The organism is Clostridia bacterium, assembly GCA_017410375.1.
Classification (GTDB): Bacteria; Bacillota; Clostridia; order RGIG6154; family RGIG6154; genus RGIG6154.
Genome location: JAFQQW010000021.1, coordinates 17,887 through 42,210 on the forward strand (window position 1 = coordinate 17,887; position 24,324 = coordinate 42,210).

16 protein-coding genes are annotated in these 24,324 nt (G+C 42.1%); 9 read left to right on the forward strand and 7 right to left on the reverse strand.

All coding sequences use genetic code 11. From position 1 onward, the window contains the following. Positions 1 to 32: 32 nt before the first annotated feature. On the reverse strand, positions 33 to 5,330 hold the full coding sequence (locus IJE10_02975) for a copper amine oxidase N-terminal domain-containing protein (GenBank protein MBQ2967071.1): 5,298 nt from the start codon (positions 5,328 to 5,330) through the stop codon (positions 33 to 35). Between the two features lie 112 nt (positions 5,331 to 5,442). Between IJE10_02975 and IJE10_02980 the strand changes: the two genes are divergently transcribed. Further along, positions 5,443 to 6,216 (forward strand): AraC family transcriptional regulator, encoded by a 774-nt coding sequence (locus tag IJE10_02980; protein ID MBQ2967072.1) that lies wholly within the window; start codon positions 5,443 to 5,445, stop codon positions 6,214 to 6,216. A 182-nt stretch (positions 6,217 to 6,398) separates the two neighbouring features. Here the strand turns inward: IJE10_02980 and IJE10_02985 are convergent, their stop codons facing one another. From IJE10_02985 to IJE10_02995, 3 genes are all read right to left on the reverse strand, one after another. Next, positions 6,399 to 7,148: a phosphotransferase gene (locus IJE10_02985; GenBank protein MBQ2967073.1), complete on the reverse strand. Its 750-nt coding sequence runs from the start codon at positions 7,146 to 7,148 to the stop codon at positions 6,399 to 6,401. Then, entirely contained in the window at positions 7,145 to 9,757 is a 2,613-nt protein-coding gene (gene adhE, locus IJE10_02990) for a bifunctional acetaldehyde-CoA/alcohol dehydrogenase (protein ID MBQ2967074.1), read from the reverse strand. The genes IJE10_02985 and adhE overlap by 4 nt, the downstream gene beginning before the upstream one ends. Positions 9,758 to 9,984: 227 nt before the next feature. Further along, a complete protein-coding gene (locus IJE10_02995) occupies positions 9,985 to 10,908 on the reverse strand; it encodes a LysR family transcriptional regulator (GenBank protein MBQ2967075.1) in 924 nt (307 codons plus the stop codon). 170 nt (positions 10,909 to 11,078) lie between these two features. On the opposite strand from IJE10_02995, the gene IJE10_03000 reads away from it, so the two are divergent. Continuing rightward, positions 11,079 to 12,845 carry an S-layer homology domain-containing protein gene (locus tag IJE10_03000; protein ID MBQ2967076.1) on the forward strand — a complete coding sequence of 589 codons (1,767 nt, stop codon included), beginning with the start codon at positions 11,079 to 11,081 and terminating at the stop codon, positions 12,843 to 12,845. A gap of 22 nt (positions 12,846 to 12,867) precedes the next feature. Next, positions 12,868 to 13,347: a hypothetical protein gene (locus IJE10_03005; protein ID MBQ2967077.1), complete on the forward strand. Its 480-nt coding sequence runs from the start codon at positions 12,868 to 12,870 to the stop codon at positions 13,345 to 13,347. A gap of 44 nt (positions 13,348 to 13,391) precedes the next feature. On the opposite strand, the gene nagB is transcribed toward IJE10_03005, so the two are convergent. The 3 genes from nagB to IJE10_03020 are packed head-to-tail and all read right to left on the reverse strand — an operon-like array spanning position 13,392 to position 16,062. Next, positions 13,392 to 14,114: a glucosamine-6-phosphate deaminase gene (gene nagB / locus IJE10_03010; GenBank protein MBQ2967078.1), complete on the reverse strand. Its 723-nt coding sequence runs from the start codon at positions 14,112 to 14,114 to the stop codon at positions 13,392 to 13,394. Positions 14,115 to 14,141: 27 nt separating this feature from the next. After that, entirely contained in the window at positions 14,142 to 15,212 is a 1,071-nt protein-coding gene (locus IJE10_03015; GenBank protein MBQ2967079.1) for an aminoglycoside phosphotransferase family protein, read from the reverse strand. Then, positions 15,196 to 16,062 (reverse strand): nucleotidyltransferase, encoded by an 867-nt coding sequence (locus tag IJE10_03020; GenBank protein MBQ2967080.1) that lies wholly within the window; start codon positions 16,060 to 16,062, stop codon positions 15,196 to 15,198. Before IJE10_03020 ends, IJE10_03015 begins: the two co-directional genes overlap by 17 nt. Before the next feature lie 132 nt (positions 16,063 to 16,194). On the opposite strand from IJE10_03020, the gene IJE10_03025 reads away from it, so the two are divergent. The 6 genes from IJE10_03025 to typA all read left to right on the forward strand — a co-directional run bounded on the left by IJE10_03025 (position 16,195) and on the right by typA (position 24,324). Beyond that, positions 16,195 to 17,016, forward strand: a complete 822-nt coding sequence (locus IJE10_03025; GenBank protein ID MBQ2967081.1) for an AraC family transcriptional regulator — start codon at positions 16,195 to 16,197, stop codon at positions 17,014 to 17,016. Between the two features lie 204 nt (positions 17,017 to 17,220). Next, entirely contained in the window at positions 17,221 to 17,988 is a 768-nt protein-coding gene (locus IJE10_03030; GenBank protein MBQ2967082.1) for an RNA methyltransferase, read from the forward strand. Beyond that, positions 17,981 to 19,099 (forward strand): DNA-processing protein DprA, encoded by a 1,119-nt coding sequence (locus IJE10_03035; protein ID MBQ2967083.1) that lies wholly within the window; start codon positions 17,981 to 17,983, stop codon positions 19,097 to 19,099. The genes IJE10_03030 and IJE10_03035 overlap by 8 nt, the downstream gene beginning before the upstream one ends. A gap of 13 nt (positions 19,100 to 19,112) precedes the next feature. Continuing rightward, complete coding sequence (topA, locus tag IJE10_03040) at positions 19,113 to 21,191, forward strand: type I DNA topoisomerase (protein ID MBQ2967084.1); 2,079 nt, start codon at positions 19,113 to 19,115, stop codon at positions 21,189 to 21,191. Beyond that, positions 21,191 to 22,504: a methylenetetrahydrofolate--tRNA-(uracil(54)-C(5))-methyltransferase (FADH(2)-oxidizing) TrmFO gene (gene trmFO, locus IJE10_03045; protein ID MBQ2967085.1), complete on the forward strand. Its 1,314-nt coding sequence runs from the start codon at positions 21,191 to 21,193 to the stop codon at positions 22,502 to 22,504. Before topA ends, trmFO begins: the two co-directional genes overlap by 1 nt. Continuing rightward, a complete protein-coding gene (typA, locus tag IJE10_03050) occupies positions 22,504 to 24,324 on the forward strand; it encodes a translational GTPase TypA (protein MBQ2967086.1) in 1,821 nt (606 codons plus the stop codon). The genes trmFO and typA overlap by 1 nt, the downstream gene beginning before the upstream one ends.

Sequence of the window (24,324 nt, forward strand, 5' to 3'; positions counted from 1 at the left end):
AAAAAGAACCACAAAGTGGTTCTTTTTTTTATTTATTTTTCTGCAGGATAAATTTTCAGCTCGAATTTATATGATCCGCTATCGGATGTAGCATAGTTAGAAAGGGGGACGTTTGACGGGTTCTCAATTACAATTGTAACCGATGCTTCGTCCCGGTTTTCCACATCAGTAATAAATGTTTCTATTTTAATTTCCTTGTCGCCGTCTTTCAGAACACCACGAACGGGAAGTCCGGTCATGTCCTGTGCAGTACAGGAAACTGGAATTGCGGACTTATTAACCACAAAACGTATTTTGTTGAGCGGAACTTTCGAGCCCTGGAAGGTGTATTTCAGGTCAAAAGGATCAAAATTTGTTAATGACCCTTTGTATTCGGGCATTTCAACAGCTTCTGCTTCTTCAGATTCAGCCGTTTCAGTGAATTTAATTTCTTTTTCATCAGAAAGCGCACGGGTCATCAGCATACTGCCGCCCATATCTTTTTTCTCGCCTGAAACTGTTTCTGCTTCAATGGTGTATTTGAATTCCGAATCGGCATTCTCAACCTTAACAATAAATTCATAAGGGTACTGGGTGGTTGTAGCACTTTCGGTTTTGCCGTCTGCAGTGTATGTGAGTGTTACAGATTTCACATCCTTAGGTAAGCTTGTGATGTAAACATAAGCATAATAACTTTCGGGATGAATCTGCAGAACATACCCTTTTCCTGATTTATGTGTCGATACGGTTGCACCTAATTCATAAGTGCCGTCTAAAGTATAACTGCTCTTTGCAAATGCAGGTGCTTTGATATCGGGCAATGCAATGGTTACAGCAACCAGATCCTTTGCAGGAACAGTTACATCAAATTTGCCGTCTGTAACCGTAATTCCGGATTTTTCGCCTTTTTCGTTGAATAAGGTTGCTTTACCGCTGTATGCTGTACCGCCAGGAATGCCTTCAAGCAGTGAAACGGTGGTTGTGACGTCTTTGTTGCTCTCATTCATGAGGGCGACGCCTAACAATCCGTCTTTTTTAGCCGCCATCCAGTCAATCTGAAGATTGCCGGAATCAATCGTGTTTTCTGCAAGATAGGGCCACATGTTGTCTTCACCGTAGAATGTGCCCGGCGCATGACCGTATTGATGTGAGTTGAAGTAAGCATATCCTTGCTGGCGCAGAGCAGGGAAGCTGATGTTGCCATCAGACCATGCCATGGTCTGGGAAATTAAGAATTCTTCCAGCATTGCCAGGAATGGCGGAATATGATGCCAGTAAATGGACGTGAAGTCAGGACCTTCGTACATATACTCGGGGAACTGTTCGTAGTCAGAGTAGAATGTGCGGTAATAGCCCGAATATGTGCCGAATCTGCCGATAATCGCATTTCTTGCAGCGGTTTCGTAAATGTCATTGCCGGTGTATGCGGAAAGTCTCACAAAATCACCTGCCCAATATTGCATGATGATGTTAGCAGAATCTCTGTCAAAGGTAGAGCTTTGTTCAAGACCTAAGCCGACTCTTGAGGAAATCCACGCAGGCTTTAAGGCTTTCTTTTCGCGCAAAGGTGTGTTAAACCCTTCTGCACCGCGTTCACTGCCTACACGATAATGTTTGTCATCATACCAGAACATACTTTCGGATTCTTTGTATTCAATACCGCCACCAACGTGCACAACCATCTCGGGATGGTCAATGTCGTTTGTCATAAGCTCTGTATTGCGTTTTTCACCGTCAATACCGGGAACCCATAACGCGGTTAACATTTTTTGCGCCACATGTTCCGCCGCGTCTAAATACTTTTTGTCCTTTGTCACATCGTAAATATCCATTAAGGATGCGATGTTTGGATAGTAGGAAATATAAATAAACGATTCCCATGCAGGCAAAGTTTCCGAAGTGCTGTATACATTTTTCTCTATAAATGTATCCGCTTTTTCAATGGCATTATCCAAATACTGTTTGTCACCTGTGAAAATATAAAGATTTAAATCGTTAGAGAAGTTTGCAACCGAGCCGTATTCGTTCACAACGCCTCTTTTGCCTTTTTCCAAACCTATACTGTAAAGGTAAGGAACGTTACCTCTCGTCATTTCGTACAAGCCGGCTGTAACGTTTAAATTGTATCCGTTTCGCGGTGTACCGATGACATCCGGATCTTTTTCAATTCGCTCCCAGTTACTGTTAGAGCCAAACTTTACTGTACCGTTGTTAAAATGCAGAGACGGTCTGGTTAAAAATGCCGCTAAAGTTGGAATAGCTCTTCTTTCGAGCATTTCTTCGTCCTCGGAAAGGAGATATGCCTGCAGGGCAATCATAGGATTAGCTTCTGAAACGGTTGTAACCGATTCCATATTATAATGCCCTTTCATTTCGTTATCCCAACCACTTTGCTTATCGTCAAGCATTAAGTTTCTGGTGTTGAAAATGGCATCATTCAACGTAAAATAGGTATTTTGACGGTAATCGTCCACATCATATAAGCTTTCGGTGATGAATCTGTAATTTTCAAACCAATCCGAAACCGAGCTGATGACACGGTATTTTAAAGTATGTGTTTCGCCTGCCGAAAGATTTGATGCTTCGCTGCCCAAAAGCGGTGCGAAAAGTGTACCCTTAAAGGTATTGCTCGGCGTTTTCATGTTGATACCAAACAGATTATTAAAGGGACGAATCCAGCGAAGCGGTATGTAGTCAGGTTCAACCACAACACCTTTGGTTATGGGCAAAGCACCATATTTGTTGTTTTCAGCTAAAGTATAACACCCCATAGGTGTAAACAAAAACTGTTCGGAAATCAGACTGATTTCGTCGTGAATTCGTTTTTCGATGGTACGGAACGGCGCAACTGCATCGGTAAACTCTTCGTACCCGAAATCGCCGCCTTCCCAGCAAGCAACCGAATAAAAACCATCATCCTTTGCTGTGATGCTTACACTGACCAAAGGAGCTTCTGTTTCATCTAAAGTCCATGTGGAGGAAAGTGTAGCACCGTTTTCTTCACCAAAATATAATGTTACGTAATTTCCGTTTTGTGTGTAATCGGTGGGTACATACCATTTGCCGTTTCCCGCCTGATATGGATTTAAACCGAAATAATGTTCGCTTGTTCCGTCGGGCAGATTGCGTGTTGTTTCAAACGAAATCAAATCAGAAGCACCGTTGCTTTTAGCTTTGTCTGCACGCAAAACATAGTGTCCGAGCTCTTCATTTCTTGCATTAGTCATAACCCAACTGCCGTCAGGGGCTTTGCTGTAAATTTCGTTTTGCACAACCTGACCTTTAGAGGTGGGAACCTTATAAAATACAACCTTAACCTTATCATTTTCTAAAACAGCCGATTCGGTGGGCTGATTCTGTTCGGTCGCGTATTTCGGGAATGCCAGAACCGCCTTGTTGACCATAGATACGGGAGCAGCCATTGTTTTTAAGGTCGTAAAGTTTTCGGGAGGCAGGAAGGTGTCACTCTTACACAACAAAATAGAATCACATCTTGCGTAAAAGCCCGAGCTGTCAATTAAGGATAAAGTGTGCTTACCGGGTGTAAGTGTTACTTTTTCAGGTGCCTTTGCCCATCTGTAACCGTCACCACCGTGGGTACCGAATTTGTGTGAAACAACTTTGTCATCAATGCCAACGTTGAAAAATCTGTCGCCCTGCTGATTGGTGGAAAAGTCTCTGGAGCGCACCCATACATTGTATTCGCCGCCGTCTGTAATTTCAAATCCCGCTTTTGCAGGCTTAGCGCTGGAAGCGTCAGCATCTTTAATGGTTGAGCCGGTTGCAAGGCCTTGGAAAGCAGTGGTTTCAAAGGCACCGGTTGCGTTTAAATCAAATGTCCATGTTCCAAGCTCTGTAAAAGAGGAAGGTCTGAACCACAGCATTTCTTCGGGGATTGTCGCTAAAATGGTTACTGTATTTGTGTTTCCGTTCCAGTCAACAGATGCTCCAAGAGCTTCCGAAACAAAGCGGAGAGGAACCATTGTTCTGGAATTTACTAAGGTTGCAGGCTGGTCCAGTGTAACTGACTTGTCTTTAACCTGCGCCTGAGTGTCGTCAATAGTAAGACGGATGGGTGTACCGTTTCGATATCCGGTTGCAGTCTGAGATTCGTCATCCCATGAAACTGTACATCCCAATGCTTCAAAAATGGCACGGAAAGGTACCATGGTACGGTCGTTTATCAGTAAAGGATCTACATCAAAGTGCATATATTCTCCGTTTAATTTAACCGCAATCTCACTATCCGGTCTGTCAGCATCCGGAACAGAGGATTTTTGAGGTGCTTCATACATGCCGTCTTTGTAATTATTCTTTTTCAGATATTTAAACGCCTCAGGAGTATCAATAGGCGAAAAATCCGGATCATCTGTAATAATCAGCATGGACCATCTTGCATAGTGTGCTGAACTGTCCACAAGTTCTAATTCATATTCATCGCCAAAAATCGGAATAAAATCCGAGGTTTCCCAAAACCAGCCGTCATTGGTATGCGCTCCGAAAGTGTATTCCGTTGTACCGAGTTTAAAATCAAAATAACGGGACCCCGGCTCTGATGTGTAATCCCGGCTTAAGCAATGTAATTTGTAGTTTCCGTCTTTTGGAATGACAATTTTTGTTTTTGCGGAAGCCGGTGCGGTGTTTCTGTCACTCTTACCTTTTAAGTAAAAATCCACATAACCGCCTGCATCATTTACGCCAACCTTCGTCCAGGTGCCAAGCTCGCCGAAATTGTCAGGTGTTACGGTAATATACGTCTTATCATCCTTAAAAGTGAGCGGATTTTCCAACGTATCAATAATGGTTATATCGGTTGCATCAAGCAAAGCCTTCATGCCTGCGTGGTCGGAGGGTGGCGTTAAGCCTTGGTTTGTGGAAAGGATAATCCCCTGTACGCGTGCCCAGTATGCACCGGTGTCAGCAATCTTAAGAATATTTTCTCCGGGTTTCAACTCCACTGTACCGGCTTTTATCCAGCTCCATGTATTCGAGCCGGTGTTTCCGATTTTTGTGTCCAGAAGCGTGCCGTTTACTTCAATATTGCAGTATCTGGTATCGGGTGCTTCGGTAAAATCGCGGGTTAATGCCCAAAGAGTATATGTGCCGGGATTCGGTGCTTCAAACCGAAGGGTGGCAGGCTCTGTTTTTTCAGGCTTCCTGTCCGGCGTTCCGACTAAAACCTCCAACATGGCCCCTTTGTCTGTTTCGTTCAAAATGCGCCAGGTTCCAAGACTCTCTTTAAAATCATTACCTCTGATGAAAATAGTGGTTTCATCGCTTGCAGACGCAGGAATACAAAGTAAAGATGTCAAAAAGCAAACGACCAGAAGTAACGCAACACTTTTTTTCATTTTAATCCCTCTTTCTTTTTTATTCTTATTTTCATTATAATAAAAAAATATTCTGTTTTCTATTGCATTTTGTGACTTGTTTATGTTAAAATGTGACTTGAGGTGAAGTGAGTTGAAAGAGCTAAACAGAACAACAAGACTGCAAAACAAACATTTTAAGGATTTGAATCCGCTGGTTTTCGGGGAACACATCTGTCCGCCCGGACATTCCTCAAATGGCGAATCACCGTCTTACTTGCTGATTCATTATGTGATTTCGGGCAAAGGAACACTTTTTGCAGGTGATAAAACCTATGAAATTTCTGCAGGGCAAGCCTTTATCAAACGACCGCATGAGGATGTCATTTATACCGCCGATGAAAAGAACCCCTGGCACTATTACTGGATTATTTTTGACGGGGAAATGAGCAGGCGCTTTCATGAAATGGAGCATGTCTTTTCTTGTCCGTCTTATGTTTTTGAAAACATGTCTAAAGTGTTTTCTTTAGATTCCTTACAGGAAGAACATTTAGCCTCGGGACTTTTTTCTCTGTACCGGGAAGCTTTTAAAGATAAAGAAGCAGACAATCCGGTTTTAAAAATCAAAAACTACATTGAGTTGTATTTTAATCAGCCCATCCGGGTTGAACACCTTGCCGAAATTGTAAATTTGAACCGAAACTATCTTTCGCGTATTTTTCATAAAGAAACCGGCATGAGTATGAAGGAATATTTAACGGATATACGCATGAAATATGCTGTCGAATGCTTAAAACATGGTATGTCGGTAGGCGAGACGGCTTCTGCACTGTCCTATACCGATCAGTTCATTTTCTCAAAAGCTTTTAAAAAGCATTACGGCGTTTCGCCCGTGGATTACCGCAAGCAGGCAAAACAAATGCTTTAAAATAAAACAGACCGCCATTTTAGGCGGTCTGTCAGACTGTCGAAAAAGTCGCTTAACCGCAAGCAAAGAACTATTTGTTATTCTGAGCGAAGCGAAGAATCTCCGGTTTGAACAGATGTTGAATGGAGCGGAATCCATCGAGGATTCCGCTCCATTGCTTGCTTTTTTGCACTCTGTTTTGTTTATTCGTAATCGACAACGTCAATCCAGCTAAGCAGAAACTCCCGTTCTTCTTCTTTGCCTTTAGAAAGCTGAGATGCTGCTACAATCGGAATCCATTTTTGTACATACTGTTTTGCAATGTCGTTTTTCAGACAAAAAGCGTTTAAATATTTTTCCGCACCCTGAATGTCTTTTTTTAACCAGAACAAAAGGTAGGTGCGCGCCGCATCTGCGGAAGCATTGCCTTGTGTCACATGCGACCAGTCAATCACATATTCCTTGTCATCGGGAGTAATAATCACGTTGGAAGGATTCAAATCTCCATGACATACCTTTTTGTGCTTAGGCATCCCGTCAAGTCTGGTGTGAAGCTCGTACCGCGTAGTTGCATCTAAATCGGTAGAATTGATTTTTGCATGCATTTTATCCTTTAATTTGTTCAGCATGCTTACTCGCATAGAAAGAATGTCAGCCTGCACTTTAACCAGTCGCTGAATATAAACATCCTTGTTTTCGGGATCTTCTTCCATCAACTCAGCAAGGGTTTTGCCTTCTACATATTCTAAAACAATTGCCCATTTGCCGTCAATTTTGGTTACTTCCAACAATTTTGGTACATTAAGTGTTGTCTCTTCAATGCGCGCCTGATTTAAAGCTTCGTTTAAAATGTTGGCTTTGGAATAGTTTTCCTCAAATACCTTAACCGCTTTGTCACCTACACGATAAATGGTTTTATCAGGTCTTTTTGCAATAATGGTTTCTAATTTCATGCTCGTTTCCCTCCGTAATAAGCATTTAAATACATTTCCTTGATTTCACGCATCAAGGGATATCTTGGGTTTGCACCTGTGCACTGATCATCAAATGCCTGCTCCGTCATATCATCCAGAGATTTTAAGAATGTATCTTCATCAATGCCATAATCCTGTATTGTCTTTTTAATGCCAACCTTTTCTTTAAGCGCATCAAGAGCCTGAAGCAGGTTTTCTAATTTTTCGTTATCGTCTTTACCACCCAAGCCCAAGGCATCTGCAATTTCGGCATAGCGCGAAAGGGTGTGCGGATGGTCGTACTGGGAAAATGTGCCCATTTTTGCAGGGGCTTCGGAAGCGTTAAAACGAACAACCTCATTAATCATCAACGCGTTTGCAACACCGTGAGGCAGATGGTGAAATGCACCCAATTTATGCGCCATGGAGTGGCATACGCCCAAAAATGCATTGGCAAATGCCATACCGGCAACTGTTGCCGCGTTTGCCATTTTTTCTCTGGCTTCCACATCGGTAAGACCGTTTTCGTAAGCGCGGGGGAGATATTTGAAAATGATTTTAAGCGCCTGCAATGCCAACCCGTCTGTGTAGTCTGTGGCAAGCATAGAAGCATAAGCTTCCATTGCATGGGTCACAGCATCAATGCCCGATGCTGCAGTTAACCCTTTGGGTGCTGTCATGTGTAAATCGGTGTCCACAATTGCCATGTTAGGCAAAAGTTCGTAGTCCGCCAAAGGATATTTTACACCACTCTGCTCGTCGGTGATTACCGCAAAGGGGGTAACCTCAGAGCCGGTACCTGCCGAGGTGGGAATTGCGATGAAATACGCCTTTTCTCCCATTTTCGGGAATGTGTATACACGTTTACGAATGTCAATAAAGCGCATTGCCATGTCCATAAAATCTGCTTCGGGATGTTCATAAAGCACCCACATGATTTTTGCCGCATCCATTGCAGAACCGCCGCCAAGTGCGATGATGGTGTCGGGCTTAAAGGCCTGCATCTGCTCAGCGCCTGCTTTTGCACATGCTAAGGTTGGATCGGGTTCCACTTCAAAGAAAGTGGTGTGTTGGATGCCAAGCGCATCCAATTTATCGCAAATTGCCTTTGTGTGACCGTTTTCATAAAGAAAGGAATCGGTTACAATAAAAGCCTTTTTCTTGCCCATAACCGTCTTTAACTCGTCAAGTGCCACAGGCAGACAGCCTTTTTTGATATAAATCTTTTCAGGAGCTCTGAACCACAGCATATTTTCCCTTCTTTCTGCAACCGTCTTAATGTTTAAAAGATGCTTAACACCTACGTTTTCGGATACCGAGTTGCCGCCCCAGGAGCCACACCCCAATGTCAGCGAGGGAGCCAGCTTAAAGTTGTACAAATCGCCAATACCGCCATGCGATGAGGGGGTGTTTAATAAGATTCGGCAGGTTTTCATCCGCGCACAGAAAGCATCAAATTTATCTTTTGCAAGTCCGGGATTTAAATATACCGATGCTGTATGTCCGTATCCGCCGTCTGCTATTAGCTGTTCAGCTTTTTGAAGGGCTTCTTCAAAGGTTTTGACTTTATACATTGCAAGAACAGGGGAGAGCTTTTCGTGGGCAAACTCTTCGGAAATCTCAACAGATTCCACTTCGCCAATCAGGATTTTTGTGGTTTCGGGAACATCTACGCCTGAAAGTGTCGCAATTTTATGGGCGGATTGTCCTACGATTTTAGCATTCAACGCACCGTTAATCAAAATGGTTTTGCGTACCTTTTCTGTTTCTTCCGGATTCAGGAAATAACAGCCTCGTGTTGCAAATTCTGCCTTTACTGCATCGTAAACGTTTTCAAGTACTAAAACGCTTTGTTCGGAAGCACAAATCATGCCGTTATCAAAAGTTTTAGAATGGATAATGGAATTGACCGCAAGCAGAATATCCGCTGTGTCATCTATAATTGCAGGGGTGTTGCCTGCGCCTACGCCAAGAGCGGGCTTGCCGGAGGAATATGCTGCCTTAACCATACCCGGACCGCCGGTTGCGAGTATGATGTCCGCTTCTTTCATAACCGTGTTGGTCATATCCAGTCCCGGTACATCAATCCAGTCCACAATGCCTTCGGGCGCGCCGGCTTTAACCGCCGCTTCCAGTAAGATTTTTGCCGCCGCAACAGTAGCATTCTTTGCTCTCGGATGCGGGGAAATGATAATAGCATTTCTTGTTTTAAGTGCCAGAAGAATTTTGAAAATTGCAGTAGAAGTGGGATTGGTTGTAGGAATAACCGCCGCAATAACGCCGATAGGCTCTGCGATTTTCTGAATTCCGAACGCCTTGTCCTCTTCAATTACACCGCAGGTTTTGGTGTCTTTATATGCGTTGTAAATGTATTCAGCTGCATAGTGGTTTTTGATAACCTTGTCTTCTACAACACCCATACCGGTTTCCTCAACCGCAAGCTTTGCAAGCGAAATACGAGCTTTGTTTGCCGCTGTTGCCGCCGCTAAGAAGATTTTGTCTACTTGTTCCTGGGAATAGGTCGCAAATTTTTTCTGCGCTTTGCGTAAATTTTCAAGCGCGTTTTCCAAGGCTTCAATACTGTCTACTGTCATTCTTTTGTCATTCATTTAAAATGCCTCCTTACAAGATTTGGAAATTTCTTGCTTCGGTATCATTATACCAAACGGTTGCATAAATTTGAAATATAAATTTGTCATTTCGTCATATCACTTTTGATATGACCTAAACAAAAAATACTGAAAAAACAGAGAAAAAGCGTAAAAGTATAAAAAATCACCCCCGAAAAAGGGGTGATCATTCAATTTTGATATAAGGGCATGCGAAATTTACATGTCTATTCTTCGGTCATGACTCTTTTTTGCGCTTCGTAAACTTCATCTAAGAATTTTTTATCCAACTCAGAGAGTTTATAACCCTCCTGATAGATTAAGACATCCTTGTATTTTTTGCCGGGCTTGGTGCATTTTGCAGTACAAAGACCAAAACGGTCAAGCTGTGCTTTCGGGATAGGCGAGGTCCACATATAAGAATGGGGAATACTGCTTAATATTTCAAACTGGCTTCCGCGCTCGTATAAGTGGAATTTTTTAACCGGCTTTTTGGTCTGACTTTGCTGACCCGGCTGATGATAAGGCACAATGGTATCACCGTGCACGATTTCGATGCAGTTTTGTAAATCTTCCTGGTGCAGTAAGCCGTCTGTAAGATAGGGGTTGTTTACCGAAGTGATAATCCGTCTTTCAAATTCCCACACCGTTTCGGCAGTCAGCTTTTTGGTGTTTAAATAGTCCTCAAAGTAACGCTCGTTGGTTAAGCGGTAGCGGATGATGGCAATATTGTGTCTGCCCTCTGCCACGTTACTGATAGATTGCATGGAATTGGTTTCCTGCAGGTCAACATCTACCGTCTGGCTTGGGTCTAACGTTTTTAAAAAGGAAACCAAAGCATCAGAAATGTAGCTGGCTCGGGGAATAGACACATTAAAAACCTGCGCATCACTTACATCCTGAATAGACAGATGGCTCATTTTCTCTAACTGCTGAACAATGTTATGCGCATAGGTCAAAAATTCAGTACCTTTGGCGGTAGGCACAACGCCTTTTGTGGTGCGCTCGAAAATAGGAAAGCCTAAAGTTTCTTCAATCTCTTTAATGGCACGGCTCAGGTTCGGTTGACCCATGTAAAGGTTTTCTGCCGCCTGGGTAATGGAACGGGTGCGCTCGACCTCGATGACATATTTAAAATACTGTGTGTTCATACATTTAAGCCTCCTTTGTTTTGAGTATATCACATTTGATATGAAAATGCAAGAATTTCTCTTTTAACTAAATATTATAAACGTTTGTTCCTTGAAACGCAACGCTTGTGCCGTGAGGGTTGACAGCATGTTTTGTGTTTGATATAATTTAATCAGAAAGGATGGGAATGATGAAAAAAGTTTTATCAATGTTTCTTTTGGGTGCTTTGATTATAACCTTATATGTTCCTGTGTCTGCTGTAACACTAAAGGATGAAATTACTAAGCAATTTTTGTTTAGTTATCCTGACGAGGTGCAGACAAATGTGAAAAATATAATATCAAATAGTACGATTGACGAATACCCTCTTTGGCAATACATGATGAAAAAATTCCCGAGTGCTCGTACTCAATATGGTGATAAAACAAAGGTTGCATATGAATATATATATTTTACTTATGTGGTAGATTTTTGTGAGAATAGAACAGAAAAGCATAATTATTATACGCTTTATGATGCGATTCATTATGCTCAAAACGGAGAATTTGATTTGCTGATAGGAGAAAAAGGTTATTGGGAAGTGCCCATATATATGGGTGGGCAGATGACCTCAACAGGTGATTTGGTTTGGGGTCCTGTTACCACAGCATGGATTGACGATGAAAAGCTAAATGTGGTGAATCCAGTATCCTATTATGATAGTTACAATACATTTTCTTTTGTGGAGGAAATTTCAAAGTTAGAAGTATTTGAAGGATTAAACAATATCGAAAAAGCATGTTTTGTTCGTCATGGGAAAATACTGTATCTGTACATTAAAGCAGATGGTGTTGATTATGCAATTCCTTATGTTTGCGGAAGAGACGACCTCCGCTATCCTGGATATGCTTCCACGATTACATTCAAATTAGATAACGGCAGTTTGTATCGCGTAGAAGATATGTATACCATCATGCTGGAGCAACTGCGGGAAAATCATGTAAAAATCATGTCATTGAATCCTCTTTATGTGGAATCTAATATTAAGTTGGCATATGATAAATATTTTGAAGCCCCTAAAGAAAATATTGCGGCAACATCCGGTGAAATGGCAGAAAAAATGAAACAGGTTGGCTTAATAAAGGGAAATGGCGAAGATTTGATGTTATTTGATAATCTAACCCGCGCCGAGGGCATTACAATGTTACTTCGTATGATTGGCGAAGAGGAAAACGCAAGCCAAGCACAGACAATGAATATTTTTTCGGACGTGGACGAAAGTCATTGGGCGTTTGATAACATTTCGTATGCGTATTCAGAAGGCTTGACCAAAGGAACAAGCGAAACTACATTTTCTCCGGAAGAGAAATTGTCTGCACCGCAGTTTATGGTAATGTTGCTTCGTGCGATGGGATATGACAGTTACGAGGGGGAAACACTGACTTTGGAAAATGCGAGTGAAATCGCTAAAAAAGTCGGTTTTAATACAGATTTTTATGACGTGCAGGATTTAAAACGCGGTCATATGGCAGCAATTGCATCCCGTGCCTTGAATGTGGTTACAGCAAATGGCAAAACAGTCGCAGAAAATTTGCTTGATGAAGGTGTTATTACTGCTAATCAGTTTGAAACAATCAGCACGTCCGATTTTTACACCGTACCATACGAGGAAAAGGAATCTTGGAAAATTGAAGGGTATCCCGCTTTTCCGGATGTAACACAAAAGCATTATGCCATTTACAAAGAAGCGACACGCGACAACCGCACAGAAGTGGCATTTTTTGATATTGAAAATGAACAAGAAGGCGATTGCCTGGTTTATGACGGATCTTCGTTAACTTTGTCCGACAACGCGCGTTATATCAACAGCGTGAAGTATGTTTTAAGCGGAAACACCTGGATTAAATTTGAGGAAGGCTATCCTGCAATCAGTAATTATGCTTCCGAAGTGCTGGCATCAGATTTAGATATTAAATAATTTTATTATAGGAGTGAATGATATGAAAAAGAATATTCTGATATGTTGTTTGGTTGTTGCACTTGCACTTGAAACAATAGTGATTTTCGCGTTTGCGAATAAGAATTCGTGTGATACCCGAAACATATACAGGGGAGAGATTACGGTCGGGACGGTAGATAAAGACGGTAATTCAAAATTTGTTAAAGGAAATAAGGATTATTTTGAGTGGAATTATGGGTGTTCGGCACCGTTTCCTTTAGGCATTTATCCTATGGCGGAAGAAGACAGAACGTGTATTTCTTATGAGCGCGCAGTTGGCATTGCTAAAAATGCAGTAGATGAAAACTGTGGTGCATACTGGAGTTTGGAAGAGATCTATCATCCGATTGTATATGATTGTGTAGATAATAGTGTGTTTGTCGTGAATTTTGGATTTACAGATAAGGATGTGCTAGGTGAAATCGCAGCTGTTGTTATGAACAAATATACCGGTACAATTTTGTATTGCGGAACATTATAAAAAAATTTATGCCCCGTTACCATTTTGGTAACGGGGCATTTTGTTTAACCGTTATAAGCTTCTTTATCGCAGATGAGGATAACGTCGGGATGAACTTTGAGCATGGTTGCGGGGGTGGCGGTGGTGATTTTTTCGTTCAGCATCGCTTTTACCGCTTCATGCTTGGATTTTCCGCTTGCCAAGATTACAATCTTTTTGGATTTTAAGATGGACGCGATACCCATGGTGAGTGCTTTGGTGGGCACTTCCGAAATATCATTGAAGAAACGGGCGTTTGCTTCAATGGTGCTTTGGGTAAGGTCCGTGATGTGCGTATCTGCAATCAAGGCATCATCCGGCTCGTTAAAACCGATGTGACCGTTTACGCCTACACCTAAAAGCTGTAAGTCAATTCCATCTGTTGAAGCAATCTTTTCTTCGAAAGCTTTACATTCGGCATTGGGGTCATCGGCAAGTCCGTCAATGATGTTTGTATTTTCAGGCTTGATGTTGACCTTGCTGAAAAGATGTTCGTTCATGAAATAATGATAGCTCTGGTCGTTATCGGGCGCTAAGGGGTAATACTCGTCTAAATTAAAGGTGGTTATTTCTGAAAAATCAAGCTCGCCTTTTTTATAAAGCTCTGCAAGCTTTTCATATACAACGATAGGTGTAGAGCCGGTTGCAAGACCCAATACGCTGTTTTTCTTTGTACGGATTTGTTCGGCAAAAATTTCGGCACATTTTTCAGACATGTCTGCATAGTTGTCACATAAAATCAATTGCATTAAAACCGCTCCTGTTCATTTGATATTTTAAAGGCTTTCCAATACGGAATGCATTTCGGAAAGTTTGTTTTCGATATCCGCAACCAGCTTAAACTGCGTTCTTGCACGGTCTAAGTTGTGGGTTGCGTATTTGGTTTTAAAATATGTATCGCCGTTTAAGTAGTCACCTAAGAAACGAATACCACATTCATAGGTTAAAATTTTAACGGATTCGGGCAACAGTTTGAATTCGCTTTCTGTAATAGAATCCTTTGTTTCTGCTAAAAAGCCTTGGGCAAAGGATTTGAACAGTCTTAAGTCAAAGTAAACCTTATCTAAATCCTGTTCATCTTCAGCAGCAGGTGTACCGCCGGTACGAAGCGCATCGCCGAAGTCATACAGCATAGAACCGGGCATAACAGTATCTAAGTCGATTACGCAAACGGGAGAAAAGGTTTCGGGTTCTAACAGCACATTATTGATTTTTGTGTCGTTATGGGTAACGCGAAGCGGAATAGAGCCGTTTAAAATGCCTTCGTGAATAATTCCGCAGGATTCACCACGGCTTAACGCGAACTTAATTTCTTCCTTTGCAAATGCAGCTCTGCCAAATGCGTCGTTTTCTACCGCTTGTTTAAAATCTTCAAAACGTTTGGGGGTGTTATGGAAATCTTTAATGGTTTCCACAAGCTTTTCGGCGGGGAAGTCTTTTAACTGCTTCTGGAATCTGCCGAACGCTTTGCCCACTGCTTCGAGCTGTTTGCGGTTTTCGGGTTGCTGCAGAGTAACCGTATCTTCAATAAAGATATAAAGGCGATAGCAGTTTCCGTCTTTAGCTCTGTAGTAAGGCTTATTGTCTACAGTAGGCACAACTGTTAAGGTTTCGCGATCCGGATTTCCGTTTTCTGCTTTGATGATGTCTCGCAGATATTTGGTAACAAGCTGAATGTTATTCATCAAGCCGTTCGGGTCTGTGAAAATTTTTGTGTTGATGCGCTGTAAGATGTAACGCGGTTTACCGGAGGTTACATAAGTGTCATTGATATGACCGTTTCCATAGGGTGCAAAGTTGGTCTCGATGTCAAAATGTGAAAAAATTTCATTAAGATCTGTCTGCATGATACATTCCTTTCTCAATCATGGCTTTTAAAGCCGATTTTACATAATCGGCGTCTTCTTTATAGGTAACGCCGTACCATTTGTCATCTGTTTCAAGAACCTTTAAATGTTCACCGTTATTTTTAAGCGCTTTATCGATTACGGCAGGCAGGAAAAATTCGTCCTTTGCGGGATTTTGTAAATTCTGAAGGAAAGGCTCAAAGTTTTCGTTCAGATAAGTAAAGATTCTGGGGTTTAAACCAAATAGGTTCATGGAAACAACCGTGTCGGGTGCAAAGGGGGAGTTTTTGTCAAGCGCCGTATGCTCTGTGATGGATTTTAAATATCCGTTTTCCACTTCGCAAACACCGCGCGCAACGGTACCATTATCGGTAAGGGTGTTTTTGAGTTTGAATCCGCACATGCAGAATTCATCACTTGTGGTTAAGTGTTCGTAAAGTGCTTTGTAACCGTTTTTGCCGTAATAGTCATCGGCATTGATTACCGCAAAGGGCATATCCTTCAATGCATCCTCTGCGCAAAGGATTGCATGACCTGTACCCCAGGGCTTTGCTCTGTCAGCGATTAAATGCTGATAAGCAGACGGAATTTTTGCATCCTTTTCCTGAAACACGTATTCGGTATCCGCCATTTTTTCGGCACGTTTACCAACTGCTTCTCTGAAATCCTTTTCGATTTCCTTTTTGATAATAAATACAAATTTGTTGAATCCGCTCTCCAAAGCATCATGCAAGGAAAAATCTAAGATGGTTCTTCCGTCGTTGGTCATGGGGGTGATTTGTTTTAAACCGCCGAAACGGCTACCCATGCCTGCTGCCATAATGGCGAGTGCCACATTATTTTTTTTCATAAAAAATCACTCCTGAACTTGACAAAATAAAAATGTCATTTTATAATATACTTAATTATACTATATCTGATTTTAAATTTAAATAGGAATTTGGCTCTATTTTATTTAAATTCAGCTACACGGAGGGAAAATATGTATAGTGCGTGCAAAGCGGATAAAAATGTACAGCTTCATTCTGTGCTGACTTTTTTTAACTGCCTTTTGGAAAAGGATCACTATTTTTCGGGCGAAACGCATGATTTCTGGGAAATCGTGTGCGTTTTAAGCGGCAAAGTGGGTATAACCGCCGGAAAAGACGTATATCTTTTAGAGGGTGGAAACGCAGTCGTGCATGAACCCTTGGAATTTCATAGCATCTGGTCTGAAAGCGGTACTGCACCCGAAGTGGTTATTTTCTCCTTTTATGCCGAAAAAATGCCCGAGACTGACGGTCGTCTTTTTAATCTGAATACTGAAGTGACCGAACGCTTAAGGCGTCTTGCACTTAAGGCAAAGACTGTGTTTTCTTACGAGAACAGTCAAATAGAAATCACAAACGTGTTGCATGGGAAGGAACGGGATGCGAGCCTTATTTTTACAGAGCTTGAAAGTCTGATTCAGATGATTCTGATGGAAAAAAAGGCTAATCTTTCTGTTCACCAGTCCCAAAGTGCAAAAAATTATATGAATGTCTTAGCAGTGCTGGAAGATAATCTTTATAAAAAACTGACCGTTTCGGAAATCGCGAAGCTTTGTAATACCAGCGAATCCAATTTGAAGAAAATTTTTTTCAAATATGCTAACCGTGGTGTTATGAATTATTTTAACACCATAAAAATAAAAAAAGCGGCTGAATTGATCGGGGCCGGCATGGCGATTAAGGAAGCGGCGAATCTTTTAGGGTTTACCGATCAGAATTATTTCAGTACCGTTTTTAAGCGTGTAACTGGCGTTTCGCCTGCAAAATACAAGTGATTTGGAATGAGTTTTTACTATTATATTTGCATAAATTTTAAAAAAAGTGTTGACAGATTGAATTTTCTGAATTATTATTGATAAAGGAGAAAGAAAATTTCTTTATTTTTAAAGCAAGGTGCTTGCTGTGTTTTTCATGTAGAAAGGCGGGTACTTTGTTTTTCTCTGCCCGTTTTATTTATATTGATGCTTGGGAGTGTGTGAATGGTCATCGAAAGTCCTTCCAATCCTTTGGTGAAAAATTTAAAAAAACTGAAGGATAAGAAATATCGCAAATTGACAGGTGAATATTTAATTGAAGGTGTAAACCTTTGTCAGGAGTGTATTGCATACCGTCCGGATTTGATTTCTTCCGCGGTTGTTACACCTGAAAAGCAAGATTTGGCAAAAGGTATTGACAATGTTTATGTGGTTTCTGAAAAGGTCATGCTGAGTCTTGGGGAAACCGAAACCCCGCAGGGAATAATTCTTGTGGGTAAAATGGAGCATGTCAACCCCGATGTTTCTGAAATGAAACGGGTTTTGTATCTTGACCGTGTAAAAGACCCCGGAAATGTCGGCACACTGATTCGGTCTGCGGATGCGTTCGGTGCGGATATGGTTGTGCTTTCGGCAGGATGTGCGGATTTGTATAACCCTAAAACCGTTCGGGCAACTATGGGCTCGATGTATCATTTGCCTGTGGTTTGTGAAAATGTGTATCTTGAATGGATTTCTTTATTTAAAGAGCAGAATTTTGAGATTGTTACGGGTAGCCTTGATACAAAAACAGCTCCATCGGATGTGGATTTCGCAAATCAAAAGACCGTAATCTGTCTGGGTAATGAAGCGCACGGTGTGTCGGACGAGTTGGTTTCAAAAGGCGTTACAAAGGTTAAAATACCGATGCCCGGGAATGCAGAGTCTTTAAATGTTGCAATCGCCGGATCTGTATTACTGTATGAAGCGATCAGGAGGAATTCCGATGGTTGAAACTGAGGTTGTATTAAATATCTGGCTCACAACCGTTTTTGGTTATGGCTCAAAATATCCGGTTGAGTTGATTGAAAAATACGGTTCTGCATATAATGTTTTGGCAATGGGGAAGGATGAACTGCGCTTTGGTAAAAAGACAGCTGCGGCACAGGAAGCGTTTAAGAATCCCGATTTGACATATGCACAGTACATCTATAACTGTTGTAAAGAAGATGACATTGAAATTTTGTGTTATCAGGATGAGCGGTATCCGCATCTGTTAAAGGAAATTCCGAATCCGCCTGCGGTTTTGTTTTATCGGGGTAACATTGATTTGTTAAACCGCAGAACTTTTACTGTGGTAGGCAGACGCGGTATGACGGTTGAAGGCCGTCGGGTACTGGATGATTTTGTACCTGTGCTTCAAAAAGCCGGGTTTACCATTGTTGCAGGTTTTGCAATCGGTGCAGAGGCATATATGCATCGTAACTTTAAAAATACGGTTGCGGTGTTGCCATGTGGCATTAATTTGAATTATCCCACCGAAAATGCAGGTCTGAAACGCAAAATTGTGGAAAACGGCGGTTTGGTTATAACAGAGTTTATGCATGATACGGCGGCGTATAAAGGCAATTTTCATTTGCGTAACCGTATTCTGGCAGGCTTGTCTTATGGTGCGTTGGTAACACAGGCAGGCGAAAACAGCGGTACATCCATTACCGCAACCTCGGCAGGCGAATTCAGCAGACCTGTGTATGTGGTGCCCGGTTCGATTTATGACGCGAGCTATCGCGGGTCGAATGAAATGATACATGTCGGCGCAACAGCGGTGACTTCGCCCTGGCAGATTGTCGCAGAGTACGCAGATATTTATGAGGATATCCGTATGGATGAAAGCAGAGCACCCGAGCCGGATGCAGGCGTGCTGGACTTAGGTGACAGCCGTTATGATGACTTGGATGATAACGCGGTTAAAATTTTGAAATGTATTAGCGGAGAGCGGATGCATGCGGATGAGATTGCGATGCGCACCGGACTGAATATTTCGGTTGTGAATGCAACACTTTCCGAGCTTGAAATGGAAGATTTGGTTGTCCGTATGGATAACAATTTATATATGTTAAAGTAATTAGGAGGATAAAATGGCAGATTATTTAGTGATTGTGGAATCCCCGTCCAAAGCGGGAACCATAAAAAAATACCTTGGGAAAAATTATAAGGTTGTTGCGTCTATGGGACATCTGGTGGACTTGCCAAAAAGTCAGCTGGGTATTGATATTGAAAACAACTTTGAGCCTAAATATATTACCATTCGCGGAAAAGGCGATTTGATGTCTAAACTGAAAAAAGATGCAAAAGAAGTTAAAAAAGTGTATCTTGCAACTGACCCTGACCGCGAAGGTGAAGCAATTTCCTGGCATCTGGCAAATGTGCTGTCTTTAAAGCCGGGAGAAAAGAACAGAATTACATTCAATGAAATTACCAAAAATGCGGTTAAAGAAGGTCTGAAGAATCCGCGGGAGATTGATACACAGCTTGTGGATGCACAGCAGGCAAGACGTGCCCTTGACCGTATTGTAGGTTATCAGATCAGCCCGTTGCTCTGGAAAAATGTGCGCAAAGGCTTAAGTGCCGGACGTGTACAGTCGGTTGTTACAAAAATGATTTGTGACAGAGAAGCTGAAATTAATGCTTTTTGTCCGAAAGAATACTGGACTCTTAATGCGAAACTGCACAAAGAAAAAGCAAAACAGGTTTTCGAGGCTAAGTTTGTAAGTACGAAAAAGGGAAAAGAAGAAATTGGTACCGAACAAGAGATGCAGGCAATTTTAAAGCATCTTGAAGATAAAAGTTATAAGGTGCAGACTGTTAAAAAAGGCTTAAAGGAAAGAAAACCGGCGCCGCCCTTTATTACAAGTACGCTCCAGCAGGAAGCGTCCAGAAAATTAAATTTTGCTTCCAGAAGAACCATGCGAATTGCCCAAAGCTTGTATGAAGGTCTTGAAATCAAAGGTAAAGGCACATTGGGTCTGATTACCTACATGCGTACCGATTCATTGCGTATTGCAACAGAAGCGGGTATGGCGTGTAAAGAATATTTGAAAGCAAACTATGATGCAGAATATATTCCGAATTATCTGCCTCAGTATAAAACAAAAAAAGGTGCACAGGATGCACATGAAGCAATCCGTCCGACAGATGTGTTTATTACACCTGAATCTGTTAAAGATGCATTAAAGCCTGAACAGTATAAGCTGTACAAACTGATCTGGTCCCGTTTTGTGGCAAGCCAGATGACAAGCGCGGTTTATGAAACAACAACCGCAGATATTGAAGCGGGCGATTGTCTGTTCCGTGCAAACGGTTCTAAAATCAAATTCCCCGGCTTTACAGCCATTTATGAAGAATCCGGTGACGAAGCAAAAGCGAAAACCGGTGTGTTGCCAAGCCTTGAAGATGGAGATGAGCTTTGCTTAAAAGAGCTTTTGCCCAAGCAGAATTTCACTGCTCCGCCTTCCAGATATACCGAAGCAACAATTATTCGTGCAATGGAAGAGTATGGTATCGGCAGACCTTCAACCTATGCACCGACCATTTCTACCATTTTAGACAGGGGTTATGTAAAAAAAGACGGCAAAGCCCTTGTGCCTACAGAGCTTGGCGGTATTGTTAATGATATGATGGCAAAGAATTTTGAAGATATTGTTGACGTTGATTTTACTGCAAACATGGAAAAACAACTGGATGAAATTGAAGAAGGCAGAAAATGGACAGAGGTTTTACGCGATTTCTACGATCCCTTTGCGGAGGTTCTGAAGAAGGCAGAAGATTCTATCGAAAAGGTTGAAATCAAAGACGAAGAAACGGATATTCCCTGCGAAAAATGTGGTCGGATGATGGTCATCAAACAGGGTAAATTCGGTAAATTCTTAGCTTGCCCGGGCTTCCCATCCTGCAGAAATACCAAGAGTATTGCGGTTGAACTGGGCATAGATTGTCCGAAGTGCGGCGGCAAGATTCTGATTAAAAAATCGGGACGCGGTAAGAAATATTTCGGTTGTGAAAACAATCCCACCTGTGATTTTATGACCTGGGATGAGCCTACCGTACAAAAATGTCCCAAATGCGACAGTATGCTTTTAAGAAACGTTTTCCGTGGCGCGAGAAAATTAAAATGCGCAAATGAACAGTGTGATTTTGTACAGAAAGAGGAGAAATAATGACGGTAAATGTCATAGGAGCCGGTCTTGCAGGCTGTGAATGTGCATATCAGCTCGCAAAACGAGGCATTCATGTAAATTTATATGAAATGAAGCCCGACAAATCTTCGCCGGCGCATCATTTAGATTCTTTCGCGGAGCTTGTATGCTCTAATTCGCTCCGTGGTGCCGGCATTGAAACCGCACCCGGGCTATTGAAAGAAGAAATGCGAAAGTTAGATTCGCTTATTATCCGTGCGGCAGATCAGACGGCTGTGCCTGCAGGCGGTGCGCTTGCGGTTGACCGCAACGGTTTTTCGGAAGCAATCACAGATGTGATTCGAAATCATGAGAACATATCCGTTATTCCGCAGGAAATAACAGATGCGCTTCCAGAGGGAATCACGGTTATTGCAACCGGACCTTTAACCTCCGACGGTTTGTTTGAACATATTAAAACTTTGACAGGCAACGAAGAATACTTACATTTCTTTGATGCGGCAGCACCTGTTGTAACCGCGGAATCGCTGGATTTTGAAAAAGTGTTTAAAGCATCCCGTTATGACAAAGGGGAAGCGGCTTACTTAAACTGCCCCATGAACAAAGAGGAATATGAGGCGTTTTATAAGGAACTGATTTCTGCTGAATGTGTGACCTGGAAAGAATTTGAAAAAATCAATGTGTTTGAAGGATGCATGCCGGTTGAAATTATGGCAGGCAGAGGAGAGCAGACACTCCTTTTCGGACCTTTGAAGCCCGTCGGCTTAAAAGATCCGAGAAAAGACGAAGAGCCATATGCTGTTGTACAGCTTCGTCAGGATAATAAGGATGCAACCCTTTATAATCTTGTAGGGTTTCAGACACATCTGAAATTTGGGGAGCAGAAACGGGTATTTTCTATGATTCCAGGGCTTGAACATGCGGAATTTGTGCGCTACGGTGTCATGCACCGTAACACCTATATCAATTCTCCAATGCTTCTGGACGATACCTATCGGATGAAATCCAATCCCGATATTTATTTTGCGGGACAGATTACAGGTGTGGAGGGCTATATTGAATCGGCGGCATCGGGACTTACGGTTGGTCTGTATCTATCCCAGTTGCTTTTAAACGGAGAGGTTAAAAAGCTTCCAGCTGAATCTGCGATTGCATCTCTTGCAAATTATATTTCGGATGAAAGTATAACAAAGTTTCAGCCCATGAATATTAATTTTGGTATTGTTCCGCCTCTTGGCTACCGTGTAAAAGGCAAGAAGCGGGAAAAGAATACGCAGATTGCGTTACGTGCTTTAGACAAAATGGACGAATATGTCAGAATGGAGACAGTATGATTACAAGAAACGATTTAAGAAACATTGCAATTATTGCACACGTTGACCATGGCAAAACCACCCTGGTGGACGAAATGTTAAAGCAAAGCGGTACATTCCGTGAAAATCAGGTTGTAGAAGAACGTGTTATGGACTCAAACGATATCGAGCGTGAGCGCGGTATTACGATTTTGGCAAAAAACACATCCATTTACTACAAGGATGTAAAAATTAACGTGATTGACACCCCGGGACACGCAGATTTCGGCGGTGAGGTTGAACGTGTCTTAAAAATGGTTGACGGGGTTGTTTTACTGGTGGATGCAGCGGAAGGTCCAATGCCACAGACACGTTTTGTGCTTGAAAAAGCACTTGAACTTGGTCACAAGCTGATTATTGTTGTAAACAAGATTGACAGACCTGATGCGCGCTTAAACGAAGTAGGCGATGAGGTTTTAGAATTACTGTTGGAGTTGGATGCGACAGAAGAACAGCTTTACAGCCCGATTATTTACTGTTCTGCAAGACAGGGTACGGCATCCATTTCCCCGAACGAAGAAGGGGAAAACATGATTCCACTTTTTGAAACCATTTTAGGACACATTCCTGCACCCGAAGGGGATGATGAAGGTGAATTACAGCTTCTTGTTTCGTCTATTGACTACAATGAATATGTAGGCAGAATCGGTGTTGGACGCATAGAACGCGGTGTGATTAAGCAAAATCAGGAAGTGGTTGTTTGTGACTGGCATGACGAGAACAAGCGTTATAAGGGTAAAGTTGTAAATCTTTATCAGATAGAAGGCTTAGTGCGTGAATCTGCTACCGAAGCAAAGGTTGGAGATGTTGTGTGTTTTTCCGGCTTGAACGAAATCACAATCGGCGAAACTCTGTGCTCGGTATCGAACCCTGAGCCGTTGCCTTTTGTGCAAATCAGTGAGCCTACGGTTGAAATGACCTTTAACGTTAACGACAGTCCCTTTGCCGGCAGAGAGGGCAAGTTTGTAACCTCCAGACAGTTAAGAGACAGACTCTACAGAGAGCTTTTAAAAGACGTTTCTTTACGCGTTGCAGATACCGAGTCTACCGACTCCTTTAAGGTTTCGGGACGTGGTGAAATGCATCTTTCTATCCTGATTGAAAACATGAGACGTGAGGGATACGAGTTTTCTGTTGGTGCGCCAAAAGTTTTGATGAAAGAAATTGACGGTGTAATGTGCGAACCGATGGAACGTCTTTTGGTGGATGTGCCCGAAAATTGCGTGGGTTCTGTTATGGAAAAGATGGGTACCCGTAAAGGCGAACTGGTAACCATGGCACCTATGGGTTCGAGAATGCGCCTTGAGTTTTCCATTCCGTCCAGAGGGTTATTCGGTTATAAAAACGAATTCTTGACCGATACCAAAGGTGAAGGTATATTAAATTCCGTATTCAGCGGTTATAAGCCTGAAAAGGGTGAAATTTCCGGCAGAACAACCGGTTCGCTGGTTGCTTTTGAAACCGGAGAAGCGGTGGCTTACGGCATTTTTAATGCACAGGAACGCGGTATGATGTTTGTAGAACCCGGTATGGATGTTTATGAAGGCATGGTGGTCGGCGTTTCCCCGAAAGCTGAAGATATCAATGTAAATGTTTGCAAGAAAAAGCATGTTACCAATATGCGTGCGGCAGGCTCTGATGAAGCTTTAAGACTGGTTCCGCCTAAAAAAATGAGTTTGGAAGAAGCGATTGAATTTATCGGTTCGGACGAGCTGATTGAGGTTACACCTTTAAGCATCAGAGTCAGAAAGAGAATTTTGGATAACAATCTGCGTGCAAAATCCAGAAACAGAGGACAATAA